Consider the following 20,912-nt stretch of genomic DNA (forward strand, 5'->3'; position numbering starts at 1 on the left):
CGACCCGTTCCGACCATCAGACCGTGTATGTGCACGAGGAGGCCTCTCAATGGCTCGGCGATACGACTGCAACGACGCGACCGACCGTACGACCGGTCTGCGCGAGGCCGCGTCGGCAGTACGCCGCGGTGAGCTGGTCGTGCTGCCCACCGACACCGTGTACGGCATCGGCGCCGACGCCTTCAGCGCCGCGGCGGTGGCCGACCTGCTCGACGCCAAGGGCCGCGGCCGCAACATGCCCACGCCCGTGCTGATCGGCTCGCCGAACACCCTGCACGGGCTGGTCACCGACTTCTCCGAGCAGGCGTGGGAGCTGGTCGACGCGTTCTGGCCCGGCGCGCTCACCCTCGTCGCCCGGCACCAGCCGTCCCTCCAGTGGGACCTCGGCGACACCCAGGGCACGGTCGCCGTACGGATGCCGCTGCACCCCGTCGCCATCGAACTGCTCACCGAGTTCGGCCCGATGGCCGTCTCCAGCGCCAACCTCACGGGACACCCGGCACCCGAGGACTGCGACGCCGCCCAGGGCATGCTCGGGGACTCCGTCTCCGTCTACCTCGACGGCGGCCCGACGCCCGGCAACGTCCCGTCCTCGATCGTCGACGTCACAGGGAAGACCCCGGTGCTGCTGCGGGCCGGCGCCCTCGACGCCGAGGAGCTCCGCAAGGTGGTACCCGATCTAGAGGTGGCCAATTGACCACCCCGCAGGGGCGTGGCATAGCGGACACCGCACAGCACGGCAGTACGTTCCGCATCCTCCACGTCAGTACCGGCAACGTCTGCCGCTCGCCCATCACCGAGCGGCTGAACCGCCACGCCCTGACGGTCCGGCTCGGTGAGCGGCTGACCGGCGGACTGATCGTGGAGAGTGCCGGCACCTGGGGCCACGAAGGCGCCCCGATGGAGGCCAACGCCGAGGCGGTCCTGGCCGACTTCGGCGCCGACGCGACCGGCTTCGTCGGCCGCGAACTGCTCGACGAGCACGTGATCAGAGCCGACCTGGTCCTCACTGCGACCCGCGACCACCGGGCCCAGGTGATCTCCATGGGCCACTCGGCGGGCCTGCGCACCTTCACCCTCAAGGAGTTCACCCGGCTGGTACGGGCGATAGACCCGGCCACCCTGCCCGACCCCCTCGACGAGGGGGTCGTCGAACGCGCCCGCGCCCTGGTCCGCGCGGCGGCGGCACTACGCGGCTGGCTGCTGGCCCCGAACGCGGAGGCGGACGAGGTCTACGACCCGTACGGCGCGCCGATCACGTTCTTCCGCTCGATCGGCGACGAGATCAACCAGGCTCTGGACCCCGTGATCACCGCCCTCACCGGCGTAGCGGCGTCTATTTAAGGGGCTCGGTTCGCCTCCGGGGCGCCTCCGCAGCGCCCATGGGTTCACTGTTCGTCCCGGCCCGCCCCGATCACGTGGCGAGTGAGCCGAAGGGGCGCGCCGCTGTCGAAAGGGAGAGCGCGCGCAGGCCCGTGAGGAACGAGCGGGCCGAGCACGGTCGACCGTCGACAGGGGCTTAAAGCGCCCCGGAGGCGAACCGAGCCCTAAAAAAGCGCGTGCGCGGGGAGGCCGCGAAAACCCGTAGTATCCGCGAAGAAGCAAAAGGGAATTGGCTAGGGCGCTTTCCGTCCGGTCTGTCCGATTCCCGAACGGAATGGACGACGGCGGGAAGTCGTGCAACCAGCGCTCCCGTCCCGGGTGTCCTCATGTGGGGGACGACGCGGTATCCATGGGCTGCTGCGACCAAGGCTAAGGTGTGGGGCTGAGATGGCCAGCGATTCCTGTGGGGCAGCCCGTGCGTGATTACCTGCTGACGCTCTGTGTGACGGCCGCGGTGACTTATCTGCTGACCGGCCCGGTGCGGAAGTTCGCGATCGCGGTCGGCGCGATGACCGCGATCCGCGCCCGTGACGTACACCGCGAGGTGACACCACGGCTCGGCGGTATCGCCATGTTCTTCGGTCTGTGCGCCGGACTGCTCGTCGCCGACAACTTGCAGAACCTCAACGGGGTCTTCGACCTGTCCAACGAGCCGCGCGCCCTGCTCTCCGGTGCCGCGCTGATCTGGCTGGTCGGTGTCCTGGACGACAAGTTCGAGCTGGACGCCCTGCTCAAGCTCGGTGCGCAGATGATCGCCGCCGGTGTGATGGTGATGCAGGGTCTGACGATCCTGTGGATCCCCGTACCCGGTGTGGGCACGGTCTCGTTGACGTCCTGGCAGGGCACACTGCTCACCGTCGCGCTGGTCGTCATCACGATCAACGCGGTCAACTTCGTCGACGGACTCGACGGACTCGCGGCCGGCATGGTGTGCATCGCCGCGGCGGCGTTCTTCCTGTACGCCTACCGGATCTGGTACGGCTACGGCATCGAGGCCGCGGCCCCCGCCACCCTGTTCGCCGCGATCCTGATGGGCATGTGCGTGGGCTTCCTGCCGCACAACATGGCACCGGCCAGGATCTTCATGGGCGACTCGGGGTCGATGCTGCTCGGTCTCGTCCTGGCGTCGGGAGCGATCTCGGTCACAGGCCAGGTCGACCCGGACACACTGAACCTCTTCGAGGGCGGTACCCGCGAGGGCACCCACGCGGCGCTGCCGGTGTTCATCCCGCTGGTGCTGCCGCTGACGATCATCGCGATCCCGTTCGCGGACCTGGTGCTCGCGATCGGCCGCCGTACCTGGAACGGCCAGTCGCCGTTCGCCGCCGACCGCGGTCACTTGCACCACCGGATGCTGGAGATCGGCCACTCGAAGACCAGAGCGGTGCTGATCATGTACTTCTGGTCGGCGCTGATCGCGTTCGGTGTGCTCCTCTACTCCGTGCACTCGGCGTCGATGTGGATCCTGGTGCTCGTGGTCGGACTGAGCGCGGTCGGTCTCGTACTCCTGCTGCTGCCGCGCTTCAACCCCCATGTCCCGCGCTGGGCCGAGTCGGTGGTGCCGCCCCGCTACCGGCGCCGCCGCCGGCGGGCCGCCGCCGAGCAGTTGGCGCGGCGGGAGGGCGCGGAGGCCGGACTGGCCCCCGGAGCACCGGAGATGACCGAAGGACAACCGGCCGTCGCGACAGGCGTCAACGGGGCGACGGCTATTGGCGCTCGTTCGCGCAATAGCTCGCACGTGTGATGGTGAGCACACTTACATGGTAAAGACTGCATCAAATAGTTTGTGATATCGTTCACGAGACCCGGCGACAGAGCCGAAGAACCGTAGTGCGACGGTTCGTTGGCCCGAGAATTCATGACTCGGACCGGGCCTACGCTCGTCCATGACGACACGATCTGCCCCACGCCCCATGCCCGACCCCCCAGTCAGCGGAGCTGCCGCCATGCTGTCCAACGACGTCCGAAACCTTCTCCACACCGCCGTACCCACCGCTGCCGCCGGCGTTGTCGCCGCTGTGGTCAGTGGCGTGGTCGCGGGCGGGAAGGGAGCAGTGGGAGGCGTCGCGGGCGCGTTGGTGGTGGTCCTCTTCATGGGGGTCGGCCTGGTGGTCCTGCAGCGGACGGCGAAGTCGATGCCGCACCTGTTCCAGATGATGGGGCTGCTGCTTTACACAACACAGCTACTGGTACTTGTGATCTTGTTGGCGGTCTTCAAGAACACCTCTCTGTTCAACCCGAGGGCGTTCGCACTCACCGTGGTCGCGACGACCATCGTGTGGGTCGCCTGCCAGGCGCGTGCTTTCATGACGGCCAAGACCCTCTACGTCGAGCCTGAATCGACGAAGAGCGCCGACGCCGAGAAGACGGGCCTGGCGAAGTGAGGGGTAGGGCCGGGATAAGTGCCTGTTCCCGATACTGCTATCGTCCAGTTCCAACTGCGGCATTGCGGGCGCGGGCATCCGAGCTGACGCCTGTTCTCATGACGCGAGGCTCGAAGCCCGGCCGCCGTTCCCACATCCGTCACACCAGTCCAGTGCCGAACCGCGGCTGCGCGCCGCGCCGACACAACGAGGTTGCCGTACCTATGCGCCATGTTGAAGGAGCCCGTGGTGAGTGCTGACCCGACACAGGTGCTCGCCTTCGAGACCGACTGCCACATTTTCGAGGGGTGCGGATTCCCGACTCCCGGCCTGCACTCCTTCCTGTTCGATCCGATTTTCACGGTCGGCAGCTTCGAGTTCAACAAGCCGATTCTGCTGGCGCTGCTCAGCACGATCGTTGTGGTCGGGTTCTTCTGGGCGGCTTTCAACAAGCCGAAGCTGATCCCCGGCAAGCTGCAGATGCTCGGAGAGATGGGATACGACTTCGTCCGCCGCGGCGTCGTCTACGAGACGATCGGCAAGCGCGAGGGCGAGAAGTACGTCCCCCTCATGGTCTCGCTGTTCTTCTTCATCTGGATCATGAACTTGTGGGCGATCATCCCACTCGCCCAGTTCACCGCGACATCGATCATCGCCTTCCCGGCGATCCTCGCACTGATCGTGTACGTGCTCTGGGTCAGCATCACGTTCAAGAGGCACGGCTTCGTCGGCGGATGGAAGAACATCACCGGCTACGACCGTTCGCTCGGCCCGGTGTTCCCGATGGTCATGTTCTTCGAGTTCCTGTCGAACCTGCTCATCCGCCCGTTCACGCACGCCGTACGACTCTTCGCGAACATGTTCGCCGGTCACGTGCTGATTCTGATCTTCACCATCGCGAGCTGGTATCTGCTCAACGGCATCGGGATCGCCTACGCAGGCGTCTCGTTCGTGATGGTCCTCGTGATGACGGTCTTCGAACTGTTCATCCAGGCACTCCAGGCGTACGTATTCGTCCTGTTGGCGTGCAGCTACATTCAGGGCGCTCTCGCCGAGCAGCACTGACACAGCCCAGTCCCCCAGACATCCGGTGGCCAACCCCCACCGGCCCGTGAAGAAGAAGGAAGAAACGGCATGTCTGCTCTTGAGACCCTCGCCGCGGTCAGCGTCAAAGGCAACCTGGCCTCGATCGGTTACGGCCTCGCCGCCATCGGCCCCGGTGTCGGCGTCGGCATCATTTTCGGTAACGGAACCCAGGCCCTGGCCCGGCAGCCCGAAGCGGCCGGCCTGATCCGGCAGAACCAGATCCTCGGCTTCGTCCTCTGTGAGGCACTGGCCCTGATCGGCCTCGTCATGGGCTTCGTCTACCCCTCCACCTGATGACGAGAACAATCTTCGACGGAAGGCACTGATGTGATCGCCCTGGTACAGCTGGCGGCCGAAGAGGCCGAGAATCCTCTGATCCCGGAGATCCCCGAGCTCATCGTCGGTCTGCTCGCCTTTGCCATCGTCTTCGGCATCCTCGCGAAGAAGCTCCTCCCGAACATCAACAAGGTTCTTGAGGAGCGCCGCGAGGCGATCGAGGGTGGCATCGACAAGGCCGACGCCGCCAAGGCCGAGGCCGAGAGCGTCCTTGAGCAGTACAAGGCGCAGCTCGCCGAGGCCCGGCACGAGGCCGCCCGGATGCGCCAGGAGGCGACCGAACAGGGCGCCGCGATCATCCAGGAGATGCGGGCGGAAGGCCAGCGGCAGCGTGAGGAGATCATCGCCGCCGGCCACACCCAGATCGAGGCCGACCGCAAGTCCGCGGCTCACGCGCTGCGCCAGGACGTCGGCAAGCTCGCCACCGAACTGGCCGGCAAGCTGGTCGGCGAGTCCCTTGAGGACCACGCCCGGCAGAGCCGTACCGTCGACCGCTTCCTCGACGACCTTGAGGACGGCGCATCGAAGGCCGAGGCCAGGCGATGAACGGCGCGAGCCGTATCGCCCTGGCGGAGGCACGCGAGCGCCTCGACGCGCTGACCGACTCCACGTCGGCCGACGCGGCGAAGCTCGCCGACGAGCTGGCGGGCGTCACGGCGCTGCTCCAGCGCGAGGTGTCGCTGCGCCGGGTCCTCACCGACCCGGCGCAGGACGGCGAGGCCAAGGCCGCCCTCGCGGGCCGACTGCTCGCGGGACAGGTCAGCGGCACCGTCGCCGACCTGGTCTCGGGCATGGTCCGCGCCCGCTGGTCGCAGCCCCGCGACCTGGTCGACTCGATCGAGGAGCTGGCGGCGACCGCCGACCTCACGGCGGCGCAGCGCGCCGGCGCGCTGGACGACGTCGAGGACGAACTGTTCAGGTTCGGCCGCATCGTCCAGTCCAGCACCGGACTGCGGGCGGCGCTGACCGACAGGTCGGCGACGGTCGCCGCCAAGGGCGAGCTGCTGCGCACGCTGCTCGGCGGCCGGGCCAACCCCGTCACGGAGCGGCTGGTCGTACGTCTCGTCACCGCGCCGCGTGGACGTAGCCTGGAAGCAGGTCTTGAGACGCTGTCCAGGCTCGCGGCCGAGCGCCGGGAGCGCCTGGTGGCGGTCGTCACCTCGGCGGTGCCGCTCACCGACGGCCAGAAGCAGCGCCTCGGCGCGGCCCTGGCCTCGCTGTACGGCCACCCGATGCATCTCAACCTGGACGTGGACCCCGAGGTCATCGGCGGTGTCTCGGTCCGGGTCGGTGACGAGGTCATCGACGGCACGGTCGCTGAGCGGCTCAGCGAGGCGGCGCGGCGGCTCGGCCGCTGACGCGGTCACCAACAGAACAGAGCAGGACCGGCGGCCCGGTTGGGCCGTGCAGAAATTGCGGAAGATTCCTGGGGGTCGCCCCCAGACCCAAGCAGACCCCCAAGAAGACTTCGGGCCCAACAAGGAGAGCAGGGAATCCAGATGGCGGAGCTCACGATCCGGCCGGAGGAGATCCGGGATGCGCTGGAGAATTTCGTCCAGTCGTACAAGCCGGACGCGGCCTCGCGCGAGGAGGTCGGAACGGTCAGTGTGGCCGGTGACGGTATCGCCAAGGTCGAGGGACTGCCCTCGGCCATGGCGAACGAGCTGCTGAAGTTCGAGGACGGCACCCTCGGTCTCGCCCTCAACCTTGAGGAGCGCGAGATCGGTGCGATCGTCCTCGGCGAGTTCAGCGGCGTGGAAGAGGGACAGTCGGTCACCCGTACCGGCGAGGTCCTGTCCGTCGCCGTCGGCGAGGGCTACCTGGGTCGCGTCGTCGACCCGCTCGGCACCCCGATCGACGGCCTCGGCGAGATCGAGACCGAGGGCCGCCGCGCCCTCGAACTGCAGGCCCCCGGCGTCATGATCCGCAAGTCGGTGCACGAGCCGATGCAGACCGGCTACAAGGCCGTCGACTCGATGGTCCCGATCGGCCGCGGCCAGCGCCAGCTCATCATCGGCGACCGGCAGACCGGCAAGACCGCCCTCGCCGTCGACACGATCATCAACCAGCGTGACAACTGGCGCAGCGGCGACGTGAACAAGCAGGTCCGCTGCATCTACGTCGCCATCGGCCAGAAGGGCTCCACCATCGCGTCCGTGCGCGGCGCCCTGGAGGAGGCCGGCGCGCTCGAATACACCACGATCGTCGCCGCCCCCGCTTCCGACCCGGCCGGCTTCAAGTACCTGGCGCCGTACACCGGCTCCGCCATCGGCCAGCACTGGATGTACCAGGGCAAGCACGTCCTGATCGTCTTCGACGACCTGTCGAAGCAGGCCGACGCCTACCGTGCCGTGTCGCTGCTGCTGCGCCGTCCGCCGGGGCGCGAGGCGTACCCCGGTGACGTCTTCTACCTGCACTCGCGTCTGCTGGAGCGCTGCGCCAAGCTCTCCGACGACCTGGGCGCCGGGTCGATGACGGGCCTGCCGATCGTCGAGACCAAGGCGAACGACGTGTCGGCGTTCATCCCGACCAACGTCATCTCCATCACCGACGGCCAGTGCTTCCTGGAGTCCGACCTCTTCAACGCCGACCAGCGCCCCGCGCTGAACGTCGGTATCTCGGTCTCCCGCGTCGGCGGCTCCGCCCAGCACAAGGCCATGCGCCAGGTGTCGGGCCGGCTCCGCGGCGACCTCGCCCAGTACCGCGAGCTGGAGGCGTTCGCGTCCTTCGGCTCCGACCTGGACGCGACGTCCAAGGCGGCCCTGGAGCGCGGCCAGCGCATGGTCGAGCTGCTGAAGCAGCCCCAGTACTCGCCGATGCCGGTCGAGGAGCAGGTCGTCTCCGTCTGGGCCGGTACCACCGGCAAGATGGACGACGTACCGGTCTCCGACATCCGCCGCTTCGAGGGCGAGCTGCTGGAGTACCTGCGCCGCGAGCGCAAGGAGCTGCTGACCAGCATCGCCGAGGGCGGCAAGATGTCGGACGACACGACGCAGTCCATCGGTGACGCCATCACCGCCTTCAAGCAGCAGTTCGAGACCTCGGACGGCAAGCTTCTCGGCGACGACGCGCCGGCCGACGCCAAGTGACGACGGAAGGGACCTGACTCATGGGAGCGCAGCTCCGGGTCTACAAGCGTCGCATCAAATCCGTCACCGCGACCAAGAAGATCACCAAGGCGATGGAGATGATCGCCGCCTCGCGCATCGTCAAGGCGCAGCGCCAGGTGCGGGCCTCCTCGCCGTACGCGGAGGAGCTCACCCGGGCGGTCACAGCGGTGGCGACCGGTTCGACGACCAAGCACCCCCTGACCACCGAGACGGAGTCTCCGACCCGGGCCGCGCTGCTGCTCATCACGAGCGACCGCGGTCTGGCCGGCGGCTACTCCTCGAACGCCATCAAGGCGGCGGACCGGCTCACCGAGCAGCTCCGGAGCGAGGGCAAGGAGGTCGACACGTACATCGTCGGCCGCAAGGGCGTCTCCTACTACGGGTTCCGTGAGCGCAAGGTCACGGACTCGTGGACCGGCTTCACCGACGGCCCGACGTACGCGGACGCCAAGAAGGTCTCGGCGCCGCTGATCGAGGCGGTCAGGACGGAGACGTCCGAAGGCGGCGTGGACGAGCTGCACATCGTCTTCACCGAGTTCGTCTCGATGATGACGCAGACGCCCGTCCAGAACCGGCTGCTGCCCCTCAAGCTCGACGAAGCGGCCAAGGAGGCGGACACGAAGGGCGAGATCCTTCCGCTGTTCGACTTCGAGCCGTCGGCGGAGGACGTCCTCGACGCCCTGCTGCCGCGCTACGTGGAGAGCCGTGTCTACAACGCGCTGCTGCAGGCGGCCGCTTCCAAGCACGCCGCCACCCGCCGCGCGATGAAGTCGGCGACCGACAACGCCGGGGACCTCATCAAGAGCCTCACCCGGTCTGCCAACGCGGCCCGCCAGGCCGAAATCACCCAGGAAATCAGCGAGATCGTCGGTGGCGCGAGCGCCCTGGCCGACGCATCTGCGGGGAGTGAAAATTAATGACGACCACTGTTGAGGCGGCCAACCCGGGAAGCACGGTCACGGGCCGCGTCGCCCGGGTCATCGGCCCGGTCGTCGACGTGGAGTTCCCCGTCGACGCGATGCCGGAGATCTACAACGCGCTGCACGTCGAGATCGCCGACCCGGCCAACGCCGGTGAGAAGAAGACGCTGACCCTCGAAGTCGCCCAGCACCTGGGCGAGGGTCTGGTCCGCGCGATCTCGATGGAGCCCACCGACGGTCTGGTACGCCAGTCCGCGGTGACCGACACGGGCGCCGGCATCCTGGTGCCCGTCGGTGACGTGACCAAGGGCAAGGTGTTCAACACCCTCGGCCGCATCCTGAACGAGCCCGAGGCCGAGTCGCAGATCACCGAGCGCTGGCCGATCCACCGCAAGGCTCCGGCCTTCGACCAGCTCGAGTCGAAGACGGAGATGCTGGAGACCGGCCTGAAGGTCGTCGACCTGCTGACCCCGTACGTCAAGGGCGGCAAGATCGGTCTGTTCGGGGGTGCGGGCGTCGGCAAGACGGTCCTCATCCAGGAAATGATCATGCGAGTCGCCAACCTGCACGACGGTGTCTCGGTCTTCGCCGGCGTCGGTGAGCGCACCCGTGAGGGCAACGACCTCATCGGTGAGATGACCGAGACGGGCGTGCTGGAGAAGACCGCGCTGGTCTTCGGGCAGATGGACGAGCCGCCGGGCACCCGGCTGCGGGTGGCGCTCTCCGCGCTGACCATGGCGGAGTACTTCCGCGATGTGCAGAAGCAGGACGTGCTGCTCTTCATCGACAACATCTTCCGCTTCACCCAGGCCGGTTCCGAGGTCTCCACGCTGCTCGGCCGTATGCCGTCAGCGGTGGGTTACCAGCCGACCCTGGCGGACGAGATGGGTGTGCTCCAGGAGCGCATCACCTCGACGCGTGGCCACTCGATCACCTCGATGCAGGCGATCTACGTGCCCGCCGACGACCTGACCGACCCGGCGCCTGCCACGACCTTCGCGCACCTCGACGCGACGACCGTGCTCTCGCGTCCGATCTCGGAGAAGGGCATCTACCCGGCGGTCGACCCGCTGGACTCGACGTCCCGGATCCTGGACCCGCGGTACATCTCGCAGGACCACTACGACGCGGCCTCCCGGGTGAAGGGGATCCTGCAGAAGTACAAGGACCTGCAGGACATCATCTCCATCCTCGGTATCGACGAGCTGGGTGAGGAAGACAAGCTCACCGTCTTCCGCGCCCGTCGTGTGGAGCGCTTCCTGTCGCAGAACACCCACGCGGCGAAGCAGTTCACCGGTGTGGACGGCTCCGACGTACCGCTGGACGAGACGATCACCGCGTTCAACGCGATCTGCGACGGGGAGTACGACCACTTCCCCGAGCAGGCGTTCTTCCTGTGCGGTGGTATCGAGGACCTGAAGGCGAACGCGAAGCAGCTCGGCGTCTCCTGAGCCGCCGGTCATCAGGGGCGGGCGGCCGTGACTGCCGCCCGCCTCTGACGCTCTCCACGACAACCCATAGAATTAAGACCAACACCCGGCCGAACAGTCGGGTGGTGACCCGAGGAGCCCCTCATGGCTGCTGAGCTGCATGTCGAGCTGGTCGCCGCTGACCGCAGTGTCTGGTCCGGCGAGGCCACCCTGGTCGTCGCGCGCACCACTTCCGGCGACATCGGCGTCATGCCTGGTCACCAGCCGCTGCTGGGTGTGCTGGAATCGGGCCCTGTGACCATTCGTACGAGTGAGGGTGGAACGGTCGTCGCCGCTGTGCACGGCGGTTTCATCTCGTTCGCCGACAACAAGCTGTCGCTGCTCGCCGAGGTCGCCGAGCTGGCGGACGAGATCGACGCCCAGCGTGCCGAGCGCGCGCTGGAACGTGCGAAGTCGGACGACGACGCGAACGCCGAGCGGCGCGCCGACGTCCGAATGCGCGCGGTGGCGGTGAAGTAGGCGCTGCCACAACGGTTTCAACCCTCAGCCGCGGCCTGTTCCGGACCACTCCGGACCGGGTCGCGGCTGAGGCGATGCGGGTGCGGTTCTTGTTCCGTTACTGGATGAGCGAGGAGGTCGGTGTAGATGATCCTCGCTCTGCTTGTGTGCGGACTGGTCGTCGTCCTGGTCGCGGTGGGCCTGTTCGTCTTCGGTCTGCGCCGGCGGCTGATCCAGCGGTCCGGCGGGACGTTCGACTGCAGTCTGCGCTGGAACGTGCCCGAGAAGTCCGATCTCTCCGGCAAGGGCTGGGTGTACGGGGTGGCCCGCTACAACGGCGACCGGGTGAGCTGGTTCCGGGTCTTCTCGTACGCGCCGCGCCCCCGCCGCAATCTGGAGCGCTCGGCCATCGAGGTGCTGGCGCGGCGGGCTCCCGAGGGCGAGGAGGAGCTGGCGCTGCTCTCCGACTCGGTGGTGCTGACCTGCGCCCATCAGGGTGTCCGGCTGGAGCTGGCGATGAGTGACGACGCGCTCACCGGCTTTCTCGCCTGGCTGGAGGCGGCCCCGCCCGGCCAGCGGGTGAACGTCGCCTGACGGGCGTACGACGGCAGCAGTGAGGGGTGCGGCGCGTTGTGCGCCGCACCCCTCAGTGGTGCTGTGGTGGTGCTTTTACGGTCAGCCGATGCCGTTGGAGAGCGCGGTCACCAGTTCACCGTTCGAGGTGTCTCCGCTGAACTCCCAGAAGAAGGCTCCGCCGAGTCCCTGCTGCTTCGCCCAGCTCATCTTGGAGGTGATGGTGGCCGGGGTGTCGTAGCTCCACCAGTTGGTGCCGCAGTGGGCGTACGCCGTGCCCGCGATGGTGCCGGTGGCCGGGCAACTGTTCTTGAGGACGTGGTAGTCCTCGATGCCCGGCTCGTAGGTGCCGGTGGCCGGTCCTGTCGCGGTGCCGCCCGGGGCGTCCTGGGTCACGCCGGTCCAGCCGCGCCCGTAGAAGCCGATACCGAGGAGCAGCTTGTTCGCCGGTACGCCCTTCGCCTTGAACTTGGCTATCGCGTCGGCCGAGTTGAAGCCCTGCTGCGGGATGCCGGCGTACGAGGTGAGCGGGGAGTGCGGGGCGGTCGGGCCCTGCGCGTTGAAGGCCCCGAAGAAGTCGTACGTCATCACGTTGTACCAGTTGAGGTACTGCGCGGCGCCCGAGTAGTCGGCGGCGTCGATCTTGCCGCCGGTCGAGGCGTCGGCCGTGACGGCCGCCGTGACCAGGTTGTTGGTGCCGAACTTGGTGCGCAGCGCCTGGGCCACGTTCTTGAGGGCCGCGGTGCCGCTGGTGTCACAGGACAGACCGCAGGCGTTGGGGTACTCCCAGTCGATGTCGATGCCGTCGAAGACATCGGCCCACCGGGGGTCCTCCACCAGGTCGTAGCAGGACTGGGCGAAGGCGGTCGGGTTCTGGGCCGCCTGGCCGAAGCCGCCGGACCAGGACCAGCCGCCGAAGGACCAGATCACCTTGATGTTCGGGTACTTGGCCTTCAGCTTGCGGAGCTGGTTGAAGTTGCCGCGCAGCGGCTGGTCCCAGGTGTCGGCGACGCCGTCGACACTCTCGGCTGCCGTGAACGCCTTGTCGTAGTCCGCGTAGCTGTCACCGATCGTGCACTTGCCGCCGGTCACGTTGCCGAAGGCGTAGTTGATGTGCGTGATCTTGGCGGCGGAGCCGGAGCTGACCAGATTCTTGACCTGGTAGTTCCTGGCGTAGATGCCCCAGTCGGTGAAGTAGCCGAGCTTGACCTTGCCGCTGCCGCCCGGGTTCCCGGGGTTGCCCGGGTCGGTGGTGCCGGTGGTGTGGACCGCGCGTGCGCCGCTGACCGGTCCTGTCTGGTCGGCCGTGTCACGGGCCTGCACGGTGTACGAGTAGTCGGTGCCGGCGGTGAGGCCGGTGTTGGTGTACGTCGTGCCGGTGACGGTGGCGATCTTCGCGCCGTCCCGCAGCACGTCGTAGTTCTTGATGCCCTTGTCGTCCGTCGCGGCGCTCCACGACAGGACGACCGAGGTGTTGGTGATGCTGCTCGCCGACGGGGTGCCGGGCGCCGACGGCGGGTTGTCGCCGGGGACGACGACTCCGCCGTCGCACGAGGCGCCGTTGAGCTTGCAGCCCGAGGGGGAGCCGGATCCGGTGCCGTTGAAGCCGAAGCTGATGGAGGCGCCGGGGGCGAGTGTGCCGTTGTAGCTCTTGTTCTTGCCGGTCCAGTGGTTGCCGGAGCTGGTGACGTCCGCGTCCCACGCGGAGGTGACCGCCGTACCGGAGGGGAAGTCCCACTCCACTGTCCAGGAACTGAGGCTGGTGGTACCGGTGTTCTTCACCGTCCACTTGCCTTCGAAACCGGTTCCCCAGTCGGAGGCCTTGGTGAAGGTGGCGGTGGCCGAGGTGGCGGCCTCCGCGGGGGAGGCGAGGCCGACCAGGGCGGCCAGCGGGAGGAGCAGCGCGGTGAGGCCCGCGACGGTTCGGGACGTGGATCTGCGTCTGGATCTGGGTCTGTGAAGTGCCGAAAGAAGCTTCAAGGGTGCTCCAGGAGTGAGTACCGGACAATTCGGGGTTGGTCCGTGCACTGCACACGCCGCGACGGCTCACCGCGGTGTGTGCGGTGAGAGTAGGAAGGTCTGGACCAATCGTCAAGAGGTCTGGACCAAAGTCGCCCGCGCTGGTCAGCCACCCAACTCCTGCGCGAGAACGGCCGCTTGCACCCGGCTGCGCAGATCGAGCTTGGCGAGCAGCCTGCTCACATGGGTCTTGACCGTGGCCTCCGCCATCGACAGGCGCCTGGCGATCTCCCCGTTGGACAGCCCCTCGCCCAGGCAGAAGAACACCTCGCGCTCCCGGCGCGTGAGCACGTCCAGCACGCCGCCGTCGGCGGTCCTGCTGCCGCGCCCGGTGGTGGGCGAGGCGAATTCCGCGATCAGCCGGCGGGTCACGGCGGGCGCGATCAGCCCCTCGCCGGCCGCCACCGTCCGTACGGCCGCCAGCAGGTCCCGGGCCTCGGTGTTCTTCAGCAGGAACCCGGCGGCTCCCGCGCGCAGCGCCCCGAAGACGTACTCGTCCAGGTCGAACGTGGTCAGCACGAGCACATCGGCCAACCCCTCGGCGACCACCTGCCGGGTCGCCGAAACCCCGTCCACCCGCGGCATCTGAATGTCCATCAGCACCAGATCGGGCCGCAGCTCACGGGCCATCGCCAGCGCCTGCGCGCCGTCGGCGGCCTCACCGACCACCTCGATGTCGTCGGCGCTGCCCAGGATGAGCACAATGCCCGCGCGCACCGCCGCCTGGTCGTCGGCGACCAGCACCCTGATCGTCATCGTGTTCCGTCCTCTTCCCCGACGGGCAGCACCGCCCGCACCTGCCAGCTCTTGCCGTCACCCGCGGCCACCGGGCCCGCTTCGAACTCCCCTTCCAGCAGGGCGGTACGCTCCCGCATCCCGACGAGTCCCGCGCCCGACCCCGGCGCGCGCGGCCCCGGCCGGTCCCCGTACGGGCTGCTCACCTCCACCGTCAGCGCCCGCCTGGTGCGGACGAGCTCGACGGTGACCTCGCCGCTCGCACCGTGCTTGAGCGCGTTGGTCAGCGACTCCTGGACGATGCGGTACGCGGCCAGCTCGACCGGCGCCGGCAGCTTCGCCGCGCCGTCGCGCCGGTCGTCGAGGGCGAACGTCAGCCCGCTGGGCGCGCCGTTCACCCGGGCCTGCTCCAGCAGCGTGTCGAGGGCGTCCAGGGTCGGCGCGACGGTCGGTTCGCTCTCGCCTCCCGTGGTGCGCAGCAGCCCGATCAGCCGGCGCATCTCCGCCAGCCCTTGGACGCTGTTCTCCCGGATCACACCGAGCGCCTCGCGGCTGGTGCGCTCGTCGTCCAGCGACAGCGCGGCCGTCGAGTGGATCGCGATGGCCGAGAGGTGGTTGGCCACCATGTCGTGCAGCTCCCGCGCCATCCGCGCCCGCTCGGCCGCCACCGCCTGGACCCTGTCGACCTCGGCCAGCAGCGCAGTCTGCTCGGCCCGCAGCCGGGCCGCGTCCGCCGCGTCGCGGTGGTTGCGTACGAGCGCGCCGGTGGCGGCGGGGCCGAAGCCGAGGACCCCGATGACCACCCCGAGCAGCAGCCCCTCCACCGAGTGCAGCCAGACCACGAAGCCGATCGTCACCACGACCGTGAGCAGCGCGGTCAGCCGGGGGAGCCGGCGCGCCGTGGCCGCGGAGCCGTACAGCACGGCCGCGTACACCAGGTCCGTGAACATCACGATCGTCGCGATGCTGCCCTGCGTGAACTGGTCGGCGACCAGCGCGAGCGTGCCGACCACGAGCGCGGGCCCCGGCGCCGTCCTGCGCAGCAGCTCCATCGCGGCCGTGACGACCACGGGCACCAGCACCCACACGCCCGCCAGCGGGCGCCCCGGCTGGTTCTCGACGCCCAGGCCCCACAGCAGCAGACCGCCGAGCAGCCCGGCCGCCGCGATGAGGATGTCGTCGCGGTGCGGACGGAAGGGGCCGAAGCGGCCGAAGCGACCGAAGTGGCCGAATTTCCGGAGGTCGATGCTCACCCCTCCATCAAACAGGGCACGGCGCGCACCGTCCTCCCCTTACCGGGCGAGCCCCGCTACATCGAAGGATGCAGTGTTCGTAGCGCCGCCGCCGACGCGCGCGGGCTCAGCGCTCGCCGCCGGGCACCCAGAGCACGTCCCCCGTCTCCTTGTTCGCGGCGCGGGCGAGGATGAACAGCAGGTCGGAGAGGCGGTTGAGATACGTGGCGGTGAGCGGGTTCATCGTCTCGCCGTGCGTCTCGAACGCCGCCCAGGTCGACCGCTCGGCGCGCCGTACGACCGTGCACGCCTGGTGCAGCAGCGCGGCGCCCGGCGCGCCGCCCGGGAGGATGAAGCTCCGCAGCTTCTCCAGGTCGGCCAGGAACGCGTCGCAGTCCGCCTCCAGCTTGTCGATGTACGACTGCTCGACCCGCAGCGGCGGATATTCGGGGTTCTCCACCACCGGCGTCGCGAGGTCCGCGCCCACGTCGAAGAGATCGTTCTGGACCCGGACCAGCACCTTCACGATCGCGCCGGGCAGCGCGCCAAGAGCGATCGCGGTGCCGATGGCGGCGTTGGCCTCGTTGGCGTCGGCGTACGCCCCGATCCGTACGTCGGTCTTGGCGGTACGGCTCATGTCGCCGAGCGCCGTCGTGCCCTTGTCGCCGGTACGGGTGTAGATACGCGTCAGATTGACCATGCGCCCAAGCCTAGGGTCTGTCGTGCGGAACACCCGGATGCCGACGACGGCGCAAGTACGCCGTGCGCGCGGGCTGATGGACCGTCCCGGTGTGATGTCCGCCATTCGGTACGTGACGCGCATCTCTTCCGCGCCACACTCCGGCCGGTGACCGCTAACCTCCGGCAGAGCGACCGAATGTAAGCACGTGTCAAGGCAGAACAAGAATCGCGAGGTGTGTCGTGGCCAGGAAACTCGCCGTCGTCGGAGCCGGACTCATGGGGTCCGGGATCGCGCAGGTCTCCGCCCAGGCCGGCTGGGACGTCGTACTGCGCGATGTCACCGACGCGGCGCTGGCCAGGGGCACCGACACCATCAGAGCCTCGTACGACCGCTTCGTCGCCAAGGGCAAGCTCGAAGGCGCCGACGCCGACGCCGCGCTCTCCCGGATCACCACCACCACCGACCTGGACGCCGTCGCCGACGCGGACATCGTCGTCGAGGCCGTCTTCGAGCAGCTCGACGTGAAGCACGAGATCTTCCGCGCGCTCGACAAGCTCGTACGGGACGACGCCGTCCTCGCCTCCAACACCTCGGCCATCCCGATCACCAAGATCGCCGCGGTGACCGACCGCCCCGACCGCGTCGTCGGCACCCACTTCTTCTCGCCCGTGCCGATGATGCAGCTCTGCGAACTGGTGCGCGGCTACAAGACCAGCGACGAAACCCTCGCCACCGCAAGGGAGTTCGCCGAGTCCGTGGGCAAGACCTGCATCGTGGTCAACCGCGATGTGGCAGGCTTCGTCACCACACGGCTGATCTCCGCGCTCGTGGTCGAGGCCGCCAAGCTGTACGAGTCGGGTGTCGCGTCCGCCGAGGACATCGACATCGCCTGCAAGCTCGGCTTCGGCCACGCCATGGGACCGCTCGCCACCGCCGACCTGACCGGTGTCGACATCCTGCTCCACGCGACCGGCAACATCTACACCGAGTCGCAGGACGAGAAGTTCGCACCGCCCGAGCTGATGCGCCGGATGGTGGACGCGGGTGACATCGGCCGCAAGAGCGGGCAGGGGTTCTACAAGCACTGAACCGGCTTGACCGAATTGAGCCACCCCACCGGGTGAATTCGGTATCGGTTCGCTTACGGACGGCAACTTCCACTGCTGTCGGACAGTCAGTCAGTTGTCATACGACAGAGCAGACAGACACGGAGCACTGACGCACTCTCGGGGAGCGCATATGCACATCAGGGGCGACCACGCCGAGCTGGTCGTCGGGGGCCGCCTCGACGTACGCAGCGCGGCGGACGCCCGCACGGTCCTGCACTCGGCAGTCGACGACGGCGTCGGCGACCTCGTGCTCGACCTGACCGATCTGGACTCCTGGGACGCCACGGGACTCGGCGTCATCATGGGAGCCCACCGACGCGCGGGGAGGTGCGGCCGTAGGCTTGTGCTGCGCGGGGTGCCGCCCCAGATGCAGCGTCTGCTGGTGGCCACCCGACTGCACCGCATTCTCGCCATCGAGGGCGGAATCGCCGCAGAGTCACTGCCACGGGTCTGAGCACAATCCTCATAAGACCGTGACGTCTTGGACGGGGTGGTACCCCGGGTGTTCCTGGATACAGTGCTGAGGTCTATGGTTCGGCCGTCTGCCGATCTACCGGACCACTGAATCGATCGAACCGCTGACGCAGACACCGCACCGGACCAGAACCGACAGATGGGCGTGTTGTGAGGCCGGGGGAGACCTACACGCCTTGATCTGGGGGATTTGACGATGGACCCGATGAACCGGGGACCCGAAGAGAACCGCGCCGACGACGAGCGGCCCTTCGAACGGCCGGAGGAACGGCTTTTCGAGCGGTCCGACGTACGGTCCGACGCACGGCTCTTCGAGCGGCCGGACAAGCGCCTCGACGACCAGGCGGACGACGGGGCCGACGACTGGCCCGTCGAGCGCCCCGCCGAGGTCGAGCGGCGCCCCGCCGAGCTGGAACTCGCACGCGACGTCGTCGGGCAGCCCCGGCCGACGCGCGACCCGGCGCTCCTGCCCGCCCTGAGCCACCTCAAGGGCGCGGGCCCTGTCGCACCGCACCCCGCCCGCACGGTGCGGCTGGTCTCGGGTGACTTCCTCCTCACCGTCAACCCGGTCGACGGCACCGAGATCGAGCCGTGCCCGCCCGGCAGCAGGCCCGCCGCTCCGGTACGCCGTGACCCGGCCGACCGCGGCGCCCGGCAGCGCGCCGCCCGCCCGCCCGTACCGCCGGGACCCGCCGCCCCGCCGCTCCCGCTCCTTGAGCGGCAGGACGAACACGACCGGCTGATACGGCTGCTGGGCCGCGGCCGGTCCATACGGCTGTCCGGCGCCCCCGGATCAGGACGCACCGCGCTGCTCGACGCCGTAGCGGCCGACTGCGCGGACACGGCGCCCGACGGGGTCATCCGGCTCTCCGGCCACCGCCGCACCTCCGTCGAACTGCTCCACGAACTCCACAACGCCGTCTACGAGTCCGAGCTGGTCAGGCCCGACCGCCCCGAACTGCTCGACCGCGTCCGGGGGATCGGGGCCGTCGTCATCGTGGACGACCTCGAATTCGGCGGCGCCGCACTCGACGAACTGCTCGGCGCCACCCCCGAATGCGCGTACCTGCTCGCTGTGACCCCCGAGGTGAGCGCCCCCTCGGCGGAGACGGCGGTCGAGGAGATCTTCCTCGGCGGCCTCGGCCGCGGCTCGTCGCTGGAACTCCTGGAGCGCGCCGTCGAGCGGCCGCTCACCGACGAGGAGGCCAACTGGGCGGGCGACCTCTGGTTCGAGTCCGAGGGACTGCCGCTGCGCTTCGTGCAGGCCGGCGCGCTGCTGCGGCAGCGCGACCAACTGCGCCGCGATCCGCAGATCTTCGACGAGTTCGAGCCGTTCGCCAAGCCGTCGGGGGACCACGGCCGGGAGACGACGTCCGGCAGCGCCTTCGACCCGGCGTTCGACGCCACGACCGACAGCGCCGAGGGGTACGACATCCCGCTGCCCAGCGTCGGTGAGGGCGCGGCCCCCGCCGATCTGCTCGCCTCCCGGCTCAGCGACTCCGCCCGCGCGACGCTGCGCTTCGCCGTGGCGCTCGGCGGCGAGGTGCCGCACCAGGCACACCTGCCGGCCCTGGTGGGGGACACCCACGCGGACGCTGCACTCGGCGAACTCATGAGCAGCGGACTGCTCTCCCCGGTCGGCTCGCGCTACCGGCTCGCACCCGGCGTCGCCCTCCAGCTCACCGCGAAGGGCTACGCCGACGACGCCGAGGCCCAGGCGCACACCGCGGCCCAGCACTACGCCTGGTGGGTGGGCCACCCCTCCGTCACCCCCGAGCGCGCGGCGGCCGAGGCGGACGCCGTCCTCGCCGCGATGGCCCAACTCGTACCGGAACAGGGGCAGGGCAGGCCGGCGGCGGCCGGACACCCCAGCGCCGCCGTCCTGTTGGCCCGCAGCGCCGCCCCCGCCTTCCTGGCCGGCCTGCACTGGGGCGCCTGGGAACGGGCGCTGCGCACCGGCCAGGAAGCCGCGCGGATCGCCGGCGAGGTCGCCGAAGAGGCGTACTTCCACCATGAGTTGGGCGTGCTCGCGCTCTGCCAGGGCAACCTCGACCGGGCCCGCGCCGAGCTGGAGGCGTCGATCGCGATGCGCGGCGCCGTCGCCGACAAGAGCGGTACGGTCGCCGGGCGCCGCGCGCTGGCCCTGGTCACCGACCGCGAGAACAGCCTGGCGGGGACCACCCCCGCGGCCGGCCCCGCTCCGGCCGGCGCTCCCGCCATCGCCGCGGCGCTGCCGACCCCGGGCCTGCCCGCACTGCCGCCTTCGCGGCTGTCGTCACCCGCACCGGCCACCGCCGGCTACGCCGCGGGCCCGACGCTGATCGGCGGTACGCCCCCGCCGGCCGGCCGCCGCCGGCTGCTCGGCGGCGCGCGCCGCAATCTGGTCGCCGTCGGCACGGGCGCGCTGCTCGCCGCCGTCCTGGGCACGGTGGTGACCCTGGGCGCGACCTCGGGCAACGACACGCAGGGCTCGGACAAGGTCACCACGGAAGAGTCCACGGGCCCGGACGACGACAACGCGGGCCTGCCCGCGGACCCGCCGGCCGACCCCTCGTCGCCGGTCGGCCAGTCGAGCGGCGACGCCCCCGGCACTCCGGGCGACACGGCCACGTCCAGCGCACCGAGCGGCACCGGCGTCCCCACCGACCCGGACACGATCGCCTCGTCGGACCCGGGCAGCCCGTCGTCCCCGTCCGACAGCCACTCCACCCCGGGCGGCCACCACACGTCACCCACGGACCACCCGACGAAGCCCACCCACTCGTCGAAGCCGCCGACCGGTCCCACGGACCCGACGGGCGGTCCGACGGATCCGACCGACCCCACGGACCCGACCGACCCCACGGATCCGACGACGGACCCGACCGACCCGACGGACCCGTCCCTCCCGGACACCTCGGCGAGCGGTACGTCGCCGGTCGTCACCGAGGGAGTGCCGCAGCCCACCGGCACGGTCGCGTAA

At 69.3% G+C, this 20,912-nt stretch carries 20 protein-coding genes; 16 read left to right on the forward strand and 4 right to left on the reverse strand.

Features of this window, described 5'->3' with window-relative positions; translation table 11 throughout:
• Positions 1–49: 49 nt before the first annotated feature.
• The 13 genes from ACZ63I_RS24155 (at position 50) to ACZ63I_RS24215 (ending at position 11,720) form a co-directional block, all read left to right on the forward strand.
• Positions 50–697 (forward strand): L-threonylcarbamoyladenylate synthase, encoded by a 648-nt coding sequence (locus ACZ63I_RS24155; protein ID WP_469341067.1) that lies wholly within the window; start codon positions 50–52, stop codon positions 695–697.
• Positions 694–1,344 carry an arsenate reductase/protein-tyrosine-phosphatase family protein gene (locus ACZ63I_RS24160; RefSeq protein ID WP_469341068.1) on the forward strand — a complete coding sequence of 217 codons (651 nt, stop codon included), beginning with the start codon at positions 694–696 and terminating at the stop codon, positions 1,342–1,344. The genes ACZ63I_RS24155 and ACZ63I_RS24160 overlap by 4 nt, the downstream gene beginning before the upstream one ends.
• A 454-nt stretch (positions 1,345–1,798) precedes the next feature.
• Positions 1,799–3,127, forward strand: coding sequence for an MraY family glycosyltransferase (locus ACZ63I_RS24165; RefSeq protein WP_469341069.1), 1,329 nt, complete (start codon positions 1,799–1,801; stop codon positions 3,125–3,127).
• Positions 3,128–3,329: 202 nt separating this feature from the next.
• The gene (locus ACZ63I_RS24170) at positions 3,330–3,767 is read left to right on the forward strand and encodes a hypothetical protein (RefSeq protein WP_469341070.1); all 438 of its coding nucleotides are present in this window, start codon (positions 3,330–3,332) and stop codon (positions 3,765–3,767) included.
• A 228-nt stretch (positions 3,768–3,995) separates the two neighbouring features.
• Positions 3,996–4,811 (forward strand): F0F1 ATP synthase subunit A, encoded by an 816-nt coding sequence (atpB, locus tag ACZ63I_RS24175; RefSeq protein WP_469341071.1) that lies wholly within the window; start codon positions 3,996–3,998, stop codon positions 4,809–4,811.
• A 69-nt stretch (positions 4,812–4,880) separates the two neighbouring features.
• Entirely contained in the window at positions 4,881–5,126 is a 246-nt protein-coding gene (locus ACZ63I_RS24180) for an ATP synthase subunit c family protein (RefSeq protein ID WP_469341072.1), read from the forward strand.
• 33 nt (positions 5,127–5,159) lie between these two features.
• Entirely contained in the window at positions 5,160–5,714 is a 555-nt protein-coding gene (locus ACZ63I_RS24185) for a F0F1 ATP synthase subunit B (protein WP_469341073.1), read from the forward strand.
• Positions 5,711–6,526 carry a F0F1 ATP synthase subunit delta gene (locus ACZ63I_RS24190; protein WP_469341074.1) on the forward strand — a complete coding sequence of 272 codons (816 nt, stop codon included), beginning with the start codon at positions 5,711–5,713 and terminating at the stop codon, positions 6,524–6,526. Before ACZ63I_RS24185 ends, ACZ63I_RS24190 begins: the two co-directional genes overlap by 4 nt.
• A 141-nt stretch (positions 6,527–6,667) precedes the next feature.
• On the forward strand, positions 6,668–8,257 hold the full coding sequence (gene atpA, locus ACZ63I_RS24195; protein ID WP_041984325.1) for a F0F1 ATP synthase subunit alpha: 1,590 nt from the start codon (positions 6,668–6,670) through the stop codon (positions 8,255–8,257).
• A 20-nt stretch (positions 8,258–8,277) separates the two neighbouring features.
• On the forward strand, positions 8,278–9,195 hold the full coding sequence (locus tag ACZ63I_RS24200) for a F0F1 ATP synthase subunit gamma (protein ID WP_041984322.1): 918 nt from the start codon (positions 8,278–8,280) through the stop codon (positions 9,193–9,195).
• Positions 9,195–10,649, forward strand: coding sequence for a F0F1 ATP synthase subunit beta (gene atpD, locus ACZ63I_RS24205; RefSeq protein WP_469341075.1), 1,455 nt, complete (start codon positions 9,195–9,197; stop codon positions 10,647–10,649). Before ACZ63I_RS24200 ends, atpD begins: the two co-directional genes overlap by 1 nt.
• Positions 10,650–10,772: 123 nt before the next feature.
• Positions 10,773–11,147, forward strand: coding sequence for a F0F1 ATP synthase subunit epsilon (locus ACZ63I_RS24210; protein ID WP_469341076.1), 375 nt, complete (start codon positions 10,773–10,775; stop codon positions 11,145–11,147).
• 126 nt (positions 11,148–11,273) lie between these two features.
• Entirely contained in the window at positions 11,274–11,720 is a 447-nt protein-coding gene (locus ACZ63I_RS24215; protein WP_041984313.1) for a DUF2550 domain-containing protein, read from the forward strand.
• Positions 11,721–11,801: 81 nt separating this feature from the next.
• On the opposite strand, the gene ACZ63I_RS24220 is transcribed toward ACZ63I_RS24215, so the two are convergent.
• The 4 genes from ACZ63I_RS24220 to ACZ63I_RS24235 all read right to left on the reverse strand — a co-directional run bounded on the left by ACZ63I_RS24220 (position 11,802) and on the right by ACZ63I_RS24235 (position 16,385).
• Complete coding sequence (locus ACZ63I_RS24220; protein ID WP_469341077.1) at positions 11,802–13,679, reverse strand: glycosyl hydrolase family 18 protein; 1,878 nt, start codon at positions 13,677–13,679, stop codon at positions 11,802–11,804.
• Positions 13,680–13,823: 144 nt separating this feature from the next.
• Entirely contained in the window at positions 13,824–14,474 is a 651-nt protein-coding gene (locus ACZ63I_RS24225; protein ID WP_469341078.1) for a response regulator, read from the reverse strand.
• The gene (locus tag ACZ63I_RS24230) at positions 14,471–15,706 is read right to left on the reverse strand and encodes a sensor histidine kinase (protein WP_469341079.1); all 1,236 of its coding nucleotides are present in this window, start codon (positions 15,704–15,706) and stop codon (positions 14,471–14,473) included. The genes ACZ63I_RS24225 and ACZ63I_RS24230 overlap by 4 nt, the downstream gene beginning before the upstream one ends.
• A gap of 106 nt (positions 15,707–15,812) precedes the next feature.
• Positions 15,813–16,385 (reverse strand): cob(I)yrinic acid a,c-diamide adenosyltransferase, encoded by a 573-nt coding sequence (locus ACZ63I_RS24235; protein WP_469341080.1) that lies wholly within the window; start codon positions 16,383–16,385, stop codon positions 15,813–15,815.
• Between the two features lie 221 nt (positions 16,386–16,606).
• On the opposite strand from ACZ63I_RS24235, the gene ACZ63I_RS24240 reads away from it, so the two are divergent.
• From ACZ63I_RS24240 to ACZ63I_RS24250, 3 genes are all read left to right on the forward strand, one after another.
• A complete protein-coding gene (locus ACZ63I_RS24240) occupies positions 16,607–17,455 on the forward strand; it encodes a 3-hydroxyacyl-CoA dehydrogenase family protein (RefSeq protein WP_469341081.1) in 849 nt (282 codons plus the stop codon).
• A gap of 151 nt (positions 17,456–17,606) precedes the next feature.
• Positions 17,607–17,930, forward strand: a complete 324-nt coding sequence (locus ACZ63I_RS24245) for an STAS domain-containing protein (RefSeq protein WP_041984301.1) — start codon at positions 17,607–17,609, stop codon at positions 17,928–17,930.
• Between the two features lie 225 nt (positions 17,931–18,155).
• Positions 18,156–20,912 (forward strand): tetratricopeptide repeat protein, encoded by a 2,757-nt coding sequence (locus tag ACZ63I_RS24250; RefSeq protein ID WP_469341082.1) that lies wholly within the window; start codon positions 18,156–18,158, stop codon positions 20,910–20,912.

It is taken from the genome of Streptomyces sp. NPDC087906, assembly GCF_055584925.1.